The sequence below is a fragment of the Kitasatospora sp. NPDC059812 genome (assembly GCF_042732075.1).
GTDB lineage: Bacteria > Actinomycetota > Actinomycetes > Streptomycetales > Streptomycetaceae > Kitasatospora.
This window is the reverse complement of sequence record NZ_JBHWIO010000035.1, coordinates 1-8026: the sequence shown is the minus strand read 5'-3', so window position 1 is coordinate 8026 and position 8026 is coordinate 1. Positions and strand designations below refer to the sequence as shown.

At 74.8% G+C, this 8026-nt stretch carries 6 protein-coding genes; 5 read left to right on the top strand and 1 reads right to left on the bottom strand.

Annotated elements, in window-relative coordinates; translation table 11 throughout:
- Window positions 1–176 precede the first annotated feature (176 nt).
- The 3 genes from ACFV6D_RS19290 (at window position 177) to ACFV6D_RS19280 (ending at window position 3483) form a co-directional block, all read left to right on the top strand.
- Window positions 177–1157 (top strand): aldo/keto reductase, encoded by a 981-nt coding sequence (locus ACFV6D_RS19290; protein ID WP_363377792.1) that lies wholly within the window; start codon window positions 177–179, stop codon window positions 1155–1157.
- A gap of 436 nt (window positions 1158–1593) precedes the next feature.
- A complete protein-coding gene (locus tag ACFV6D_RS19285; RefSeq protein ID WP_380560568.1) occupies window positions 1594–2763 on the top strand; it encodes an FAD-dependent oxidoreductase in 1170 nt (389 codons plus the stop codon).
- Window positions 2764–2796: 33 nt separating this feature from the next.
- Complete coding sequence (locus ACFV6D_RS19280; RefSeq protein ID WP_380560567.1) at window positions 2797–3483, top strand: TetR/AcrR family transcriptional regulator; 687 nt, start codon at window positions 2797–2799, stop codon at window positions 3481–3483.
- A gap of 31 nt (window positions 3484–3514) precedes the next feature.
- Here ACFV6D_RS19280 and ACFV6D_RS19275 read toward each other — a convergent pair whose 3' ends face one another.
- Window positions 3515–4426 (bottom strand): LysR family transcriptional regulator, encoded by a 912-nt coding sequence (locus tag ACFV6D_RS19275; RefSeq protein WP_063346233.1) that lies wholly within the window; start codon window positions 4424–4426, stop codon window positions 3515–3517.
- A 230-nt stretch (window positions 4427–4656) separates the two neighbouring features.
- On the opposite strand from ACFV6D_RS19275, the gene ACFV6D_RS19270 reads away from it, so the two are divergent.
- Window positions 4657–6051 (top strand): TolB family protein, encoded by a 1395-nt coding sequence (locus ACFV6D_RS19270; protein ID WP_380560566.1) that lies wholly within the window; start codon window positions 4657–4659, stop codon window positions 6049–6051.
- Window positions 6052–6204: 153 nt separating this feature from the next.
- On the top strand, window positions 6205–7767 hold the full coding sequence (locus ACFV6D_RS19265; protein WP_380560565.1) for a TolB family protein: 1563 nt from the start codon (window positions 6205–6207) through the stop codon (window positions 7765–7767).
- Window positions 7768–8026 lie beyond the last annotated feature (259 nt).

Sequence of the window (8026 nt, the reverse complement as noted above, 5' to 3'; positions counted from 1 at the left end):
GTCTTGTCTTGTTTGGGCGCGCAGTGTTTATTTTAGACACCCGACTCCCCCCCCCCGCGGCCGGGCGCCCCCCGCGCGCGGGGGGCCGGGCCCCGCCGCCCCCCCCCCCGGGGCCGACCAGCCTTCATCAGGCCGCGGCATCCCCCGTGCGGCCTGTTCGCACTGATCGGAGAACCATGACCACCAGGAAGCTCGGCACCAACGGCCCGCTCGTCTCCGCCCTCGGCCTCGGCACGATGGCGATGGCGGGCAGCTACGGCGCAGCCGACGAGCAGGAGTCCGTGGCCACCATCCGCAAGGCCCTCGACTCCGGCATCAACCTGATCGACACCGCCGACTTCTACGGCCCGGGCACCGCCGAGCAGATCACCGGCCAGGCGATCGCCGGGCGCCGTGACGAGGTCGTGCTGGCCAGCAAGTTCGGCATGCGCACCCTGGAGGACGGCCGCCGTGTCGTCGACGGCACCCCCGCGTACGTCAAGGAGGCGGTGGAGCTGTCGCTCTCCCGCCTGGGCACCGACCACCTCGACCTCTACTACCTCGCCCGGGTCGACCCGAACGTCCCGGTCGAGGAGACCGTCGGCGCGCTGGCCGAGCTGGTCGAGGCCGGCAAGGTCAAGCACATCGGCCTGTGCGAGGCGGCCGCCTCGACGCTGCGCCGGGCGCACGCCGTGCACCCGATCGCCGCGCTGCAGACCGAGTACTCGCTGTGGGAGCGCCACGTCGAGGACGAGATCCTGCCGACCGCGCGCGAGCTCGGTGTCGCCCTGGCCGCCTACCGCCCGCTGGGCAGCGGCTTCCTCGGCGGCAGCTTCAACTCGCCCGAGGACCTCGACCCGTCCGACTTCCGCCGCCACGACCCGCGGTTCCAGGGCGAGAACTTCACCCGGAACAAGGCGATCGCCGACGCCGTCGCCGTGGTCGCCGAGGAGAAGGGCGCCACCGCCGGCCAGCTCGCGCTGGCCTGGGTGCTGGCCCAGGGCGAGGACGTGGTGCCGCTGTTCGGCGCCCGCCGTCCGTCCCGGATCGAGGAGAACGCCGCCGCGGCCGACCTGGAGCTGAGCGCCGAGGACCTCAAGCGGATCGCCGACCTCGTCCCGGCGACCGCCGGCGACCGCTACGCCGCCCCGCTCCTGGCCACCATCGACCGGGGCTGACCCGAACGATCCGTCGCGGCCGCCGCACCCCCTCTTCCTCGGCGGCCGCGACGGACCACCACCCACTCGTGAGACGGACCACCACCACCCACTCGTGAGGGAGCAACAGCCGTGACCAGTGGGCAGGACGCCGAGAACGGGCCGACCGCGAAGGGGGGCCGGGCCCGTCCGGCGCAACCGGTAATCCCACGTCCACGGCCTCCCGTCAGCTGGTTCTCCGGCACCGAGTCTGCCCGCCTCGTCTCGCGGCACGCCAGTGATCCCGCCATGTGCGGATCGTGAAGTTCTCACACTCCCGCCCGGTGGGATCCCGGGTTGCCGGGTCGGCCGTTCCAGGAGACGAACTTGTTCGTTACGAACATGTTCGTTACCGTGGAGGAGCGGGCGGCGAACCCACGCCGACCGACACGGCCCGACACCGACCCAAGGAGTGGCCATGACCGTCCAGCACGTTCCCGTCGCCGTCATCGGAGCCGGGCTCGGGGGCCTCGTGCTCACCCGGGTCCTGCACGTCCACGGCATCCGGGCCGCCGTCTTCGACCTGGAGCCCTCGCCCGAGGCCCGCACCCAGGGCGGCCTGCTCGACATCCACGACGACTCCGGCCAGCAGGCCCTGCGCGACGCCGGGCTGCACGACCGGTTCCTGGCCCTGGTCCACGCGGGCGGCGAGGCCCTGCGGGTGGTGGGGCCGGACGGCGCCGTCCGGCTGGAGCAGGAGGACGACGGCACCGGCGGCCGCCCCGAGGTCGACCGGGGCCGCCTGCGCGACCTGCTGCTGGACTCCCTGCCCGCCGGCACCGTGCGCTGGGGCCGGAAGGTGGTCCGCGCCCACGCGCTGGGCGACGGCCGCCACCAGGTCGCCTTCGCCGACGGCACGGCCGTCACCACGGACCTGCTGGTCGGGGCGGACGGCGCGTGGTCCCGGATCCGGCCGCTGCTGTCCGACGCCCGGCCCGCCTACACCGGGATCTCCTTCGTCGAGGCCGACCTGCACGACGCGGACACCCGGCACCCCGAGGCGGCCGCCCTGGTCGGCGGCGGGTTCTTCCTCTCCGTGGCCGAGGGTCGCGGCTTCCTCGCCCACCGCGAGGGCGACGGCAGCATCCACGTCTACACCGCCGTCCGGGCCGGCGAGGACTGGCTGGACGGCATCGACACCACCGCCCCCGACACCGCCAAGGCGACCGTGCTGGCCGGCTTCGACGGCTGGGCCGACGGCCTGCGGGCCCTGCTCGCCGACGCCGACGGCGGCCTCGTCCCGCGCCGGATCCACGCCCTGCCCGTCGGCCACCGCTGGGACCGCACCCCCGGTGTCACCCTGCTCGGCGACGCCGCCCACCTGATGTCCCCGTTCGCCGGCGAGGGCGCCAACCTCGCCATGCTCGACGGCGCCGAACTCGGCAAGGCCCTCGCCCACCACCCCGGCGACCCCGAGGCCGCCCTGACCGCCTACGAGCGCGCCCTCTTCCCGCGCAGCGAGGCCGCGGCCGCCGCCTCCGCCGCCAGCCTGGAGCTGATGTTCGGCCCCGACGGCCTCCAGAGCCTGCTCGACCAGTTCACCACCCCGGACCAGCCCGCCCCGGCGGGCACACCCTCAGCGAACTAGTTCGTCACGAACACGGTCGCTAGGCTGGCCGGCATGACGAGCTCCCCCTCCCGACCCCGCAGCCGCCGCGAGCGGCCGGCGAAGCCCGCGCTGAGCCACGAGGCGATCGTCGCCGCCGCCGTACGGGTGCTGGAGGCGGAGGGCCTGCCGCGAGTGACCATGCGGCGGCTGGCCCAGGAGCTGGACACCGGGCCGGCCTCGCTGTACGTGTACGTGGCCAACGCCGCGGAACTGCACGCCGCGATCCTGGAGGAGTTCCTCGGGGAGGTGGACCTGAGCCCGGTGACGGCGGCCGGGGACTGGCGCGAGCGGTTGGCCGCCGTCCTCGACTCCTGTACCGGGGTGCTGTTCCGGCACCCTGCGCTCGCCCACGCCGCACTGGTGGCGAGGCCGTCCGGGCCGCACTACCTGGCCCTGGTGGAGGCGGTCCTGGCACTGCTGCACGAGGGCGGGGTGCCGGACGGGCAGGCGGCCTGGGGCGTGGACGTGCTGCTCCAGGTGGCCACTGCCACCGCCGCCGAGCAGTCCGCCCGGCAGGGCGAGCAGGCGGAGCGGGAACACGGCGCGCTCACCGACGCGCTCCGCGCGGCGCCCGCCGCCGCCTACCCGAGGATCGCCGCACTCGGGGACGACCTGGTGTCCGGGGCGCCGGAGGACCGGCTGTCCTGGATGTTCCGGGTGGTCGTCAACGGCACGCGCACGACGCCCCGACCCGCCTGAGCCCAGGCGCCGAGCGCAGGCCGGTCCGGGCTCAGGCGCCCGCCGCGGCCGCCTCGGCGAGGGCGTCCAGGACCGGGCGGATCAGCGGGTGCCCGTCGGCGCCCGCCCGGACGGCGGCGAAGACCCGGCGGGTGGCGAGTTCGCTGTCCACCGGCCGGACGGCGATCCGGCCGAGGTCGACGCCGCGCAGCGCCGAGCGCGGCACGAGGGCGACGCCGGCGCCCGCCGAGGCGAGGGCGACGACGGCCCGGAAGTCGTCGGAGGAGTGCACCAGGCGCGGCTGGAAGCCGGCGTGCTCGCAGGCCAGCAGGACGACGTCGTGGCAGGGGTTGCCGGGGTAGGGACCGATCCACCGCTCGTCGGCGAGGGCCGCGACGGCGAGCGGACCGCCGTCGGCGGCCAGCGGGTGGCCGAGCGGCAGCACCGCCTCGAACGGCTCGGCGTACAGCGGGACGCGGGTGAGCCGGGCGTCGTCGGCGCGCGGGGCGCCGCGGTACTCGACGGCCACCGCGAGGTCGGCCCGGCCGTCGAGGACCATCGGCAGGCTGGCGTCGCCCTCCGCGTCCAGCACCTTGAGCCGCACCCCGGGCGCCTGCGCGGCCAGCAGCCCGATCGCCGGGGCGAGGACGAGCGCGATGCCGGTGGCGAAGGAGGCGACGGTGACCTCGCCGGAGACGCCCGCGCTGTAGGCGGCGAGGTCGGCCTCGGCGCGCTCCAGCTGGGCGAGGACGGCGTCGGCGTGGCCGAGCAGGATCTCCCCGGCGGCGGTCAGCCGTACCCCCCGGCCCTCGCGGGCGAGCAGGTGGTGGCCGGTCTCCTGTTCCAGGGCGGCCAGCTGCTGGGAGACGGCGGAAGGGGTCAGGTAGAGGGCGGCCGCCGCGGCGGTCACGGTGCGGTGGTCCGCCACGGCCCGCAGGGTCCGCAGCCGTCGGGCGTCGATCACGGACCAATTCTGCCAGCGTGCCGGGGCGGTCCGGACCGGGCCCGGAGTCGGGGCGGGATTCGGGCCGGGGTTCGGGCCGGGGCCGCGTAAGGGGCGATACGACCGGTGGCGTATTTCCGGATGAGATCGCTTCACCCGGTTGACCACCCGGCCCGGGCGGCGATTGGCTCTTCCCCAGCCGGGCCACGGGGGTGACGAGGGCCCGGCGCCGTCATCAGGGGAGGATGTCCATGACCACCGCACGAACCCGCCGTTGGCTGGCCCGTACCGCCGGCGTCCTGGTGGCCGCCGCCGTGGCCGGGGCCGCGATGCCCGCCGCCGAGGCCCGGCCGCTCAAGGGCGACACCTCCCGGGTGAGCGAGGGGCCCAAGGGCGAGCAGCTCGACGGCACCTCGTCCGCGCTCGGGCTGAGCGCCGACGGCCGCTCCGCGCTGTTCAGTTCGACCGCGACCAACCTGCTGCCCGGGGCCGGCACCCCGAACTCGGACGAGGTCTACGTGCGGGACCTGCGCAACGGACACGTCGAGCGGGTCAGCGTCGCCGCCGACGGCTCCAAGCTGGACGCCGCCACCAACCAGGCCGCGATCAGCGGCGACGGCCGGTACGTGGCGTTCAGCACCGCCGCCACCAACGTGCTGCCCGGCCAGCCGAAGCACGGCAGCGACGTCTTCGTCCACGACCGCTGGACCGGCCGCACCGAGCTGATCACCGCCGCCGGCCCGGCGAGCACCGACGACCAGAGCATCCGCACCGCCGACAGCCCCACCCTCAGCTGGGACGGCCGCTTCGTCGCCTACGCCTCCAGCCGCACCGACCTCGCCCCGGGCGTGAAACGCGGTAAGAACAACATCTACGTCACCGACCGCTGGACGCACACCACCCGGCTGGTCACCTCCGGCACGGAGGGCGAGGGCGCCGACAACAACTCCTTCAGTCCGACGATCAGTGCGGACGGCTCGACGGTCGGCTTCGGCTCCCGGGCCGGGAACCTGCTCCCGGGCACTCCGGCCCCGACCCCGACCACCGACCCGACGCCGGGCGCCGGGGCACCCCAGCTGGCCGGGCCCAAGTTCTACCCGTACTACGTCTGGAAGGCCGGCACCGGCAAGATCGCCGGCGCCAGCCTGGACGACACCGGGGCCCTGAGCGACGGCGGCCGCGACGGCCGGCTCAGCCCGGACGGCCGCTACGCGATCTACAGCCTCCCGGTCTTCATCGGCGGGGCACCCGCCCCGGCCCACGGCATCCGGATGGACGTGTACGTCCACGAGCTGGCCACCGGCAAGATCACCAAGGTCAACACCGACCTGCCGGGCACCACCGCCAAGTGGTCCTCGTCCGGTGGCGTCATGACGCTCGACGACCGCTGGGTCTACTTCGACTCCGCCGCCGAGAACCTCGTCCCCGACGACACCAACTCGGCCAGCGACGTGTTCCGCCGCGACCTGTGGACCGGGCGGATCGAGCGGGTCAGCCTCACCCGGAGCGGCGGGCAGAGCACCGCCTCCTCCTACGGCCCGTACGTGGACGCCACCGGCGACACGGTGATCTTCGACGCCTCGGACGGCGACCTGGTGCCGGGTGACACCAACACCTTCCTGGACGTCTTCCTGCGCCGCCTGTGACGTCCTGACTCCCCTGCCGCATACGTCCGTTGACGTATTTTCGGCCGAGATCACCCGTGGGCGTTGACCACCGGCCCTCCCGACGATTGGCTCTCCCGAAAGCCCGTCGCCGGGAGGGAGCCCGGCCGGGCGACCCCCGGGGAGGCAGACGTCATGACACGCAGCACCCGTACCACCCGCAACCGGTGGCTGGCCGGCGGCGGCAGCATTCTCGCGGCCACCGCCGTACTCGCCGTGACCGCCGCACCCGCCCAGGCCGACCGGGCGCCGCGCGGCACCGTCCAGGTCAGCGTCGGGGTGACCGGCGCCGCGCCGGACAACCAGTCGTGGAGCCAGGCGATCAGCGCCAACGGCCGCTACGCCCTGTTCACCTCCTGGGCCACGAACCTGGTGTCCCAGCCCGCGAAGAGCGCCCGCGACGCCTACGTCCGCGACCTGAGGACCGGCCGCACCGAGCGGATCAACCTGGCCGCCGACGGCAGCGCGCTGAACGGTTTCACCGACAACGTCGCGATCAACGCCGACGGCCGCTACGTCGCCTTCGACAGCGACGCCGAGAACGTGGTGCCCGGCATGCAGGTCCAGGGGCGCGACGAGGTGTACGTCCGCGACCGGAAGACCGGCCGCACCGAGCTGATCAGCGGCGGACTCACCGGCACCGACACCGACAAGTTCCACGCCTCCTACGCGCCCTCGATCAGCGCGAACGGCCGCTACGTGGTCTTCGGCTCCAGCCGCAAGGACCTCGTCCCCGACCTCCAGGGCGGCGACCCCTCGCTGGCCAGGCCCTACACCTGGGACTACAACATCTACGTCACCGACCGCTGGACGGGGAAGACCAAGCTGGTGACCCGCGGCGTGGACGGCAAGCCGGGCGACGGCATGTCCCTCAACCCGACGATCAGCGCGGACGGCCGCACCATCGGCTTCACCTCCATGGCCGACAACCTGCTGCCCGCCGACCAGACCCCCGCCCCGGCCGGCGGGGGCGCAGCCGCCCCCGCCGACGTGGAGCTGGCCCCGGGCGTCGCCCCGGCCCTGCCCCGCAGCGCCCAGAAGGGCCTGGCCCCGAACCTGGCCCGGCCGGTGACCGCCCCCTACTACACCTACGACGTGGAGTCCGGCCGGATCTCCGCCGCCAGCCTCGACCTCGACGGCAAGCTCGGCGCCCCGAGCTTCGGCGCGACGATCAGCCCCGACGGGCGGCGCGCGATCTACGCCCTGCCCGAGCCCGGCGGGTCGACCGGCGGCCACCGGTTCCACACCGTGCTGTACGTCCGGGACCTCGGGAAGGGCACCGTGACGAAGATCAGCGGCGGCCTGCCCGGCACCACCTCGGTCGGCTCCTCCGACCACGCCCGGATCACCGCCGACAACCGCTGGGTCTACTTCGCCTCCGCCGCCGACAACCTGGTGGCGGGCCCGCAGCACCCGGGCTGGGACGTCTACCGCCACGACCTGCGCACCGGCCGCACCGAGCGGGTCGCCACCGCCGCGGACGGCTCGCTCGGCAACGGCACCTCGGCCGATCCGGTCGTGGACGCCCGCGGCCGCACGGTGGTGTTCAGCTCGACCAGCGGCAACCTGCTCGCCGGCACCGGCGGCCCGGCGAGCACCGACTCCCAGGTCTTCGCCCGCGCCACCGCGCACCACGGCCACGGCGACGACCAGGACCAGGACCAAAGCCAGGACCAGGGCCAGGACAGCGACGACTGACCGTCAACCGCCGCTCGCACCGTGAACCGCGTACGGGGGCGGGACGTCGGCCGGGCCGGCGTCCCGCCCCCGAAGCGGGAGGGTGGGGCAGATGGTTGGTGGGCCGTGCGGTGGGGGCGGATCGATGCGCCCCCACCGCACGACGATGGTGAGCCCGCGGGGCGGGGCGGGTGCGAGCGGGCCCGCCCGCCGGCACCGCCAGGGGGCGCCGGGGTTAACAACCGCGGGCCAGGGCGACACCCCCCCCCCGGCCGCCGCG